This window comes from Stenotrophomonas sp. STEN147, from assembly GCF_056757995.1.
In genome coordinates this window covers 1-445 of sequence record NZ_JBRRCG010000043.1, presented here as the reverse complement: position 1 = coordinate 445, position 445 = coordinate 1, and the positions used below count along the sequence as shown (strand labels likewise).

The 445-nt window shown below is 53.9% G+C and carries 2 tRNA genes; both read left to right on the top strand.

What is annotated here, in order from left to right:
- Positions 1–134 precede the first annotated feature (134 nt).
- Positions 135–210, top strand: a tRNA-Ala gene (locus ACVOKU_RS18565).
- Between the two features lie 18 nt (positions 211–228).
- A tRNA-Ile gene (locus ACVOKU_RS18560) sits at positions 229–305 on the top strand.
- The last annotated feature ends 140 nt before the right edge of the window (positions 306–445 follow it).

Sequence of the window (445 nt, the reverse complement as noted above, 5' to 3'; positions counted from 1 at the left end):
AAGGTAGCCGTATCGGAAGGTGCGGCTGGATCACCTCCTTTTGAGCAAAGACAGCATCGTCCTGTCGGGCGTCTTCACAAAGTACCTGCATTCAGAGATTTGCATCGGCCAGGCCGGTGTGAGATGTCCCTTTTGGGGCCTTAGCTCAGCTGGGAGAGCACCTGCTTTGCAAGCAGGGGGTCGTCGGTTCGATCCCGACAGGCTCCACCACGTTTGAGTAAGACATTTGGGTCTGTAGCTCAGGTGGTTAGAGCGCACCCCTGATAAGGGTGAGGTCGGTGGTTCGAGTCCTCCCAGACCCACCATTCTCTGAATGACGCATACATTCGATCTTTATACGCATCGGCACTGTGGCCGGTACGTGTTCTTTTAAAACTTGTGACGTAGCGAGCGTTTGAGATGTTCTATCAGACGTGTCGTGAGGCTAAGGCGAGAGACGAAAGTC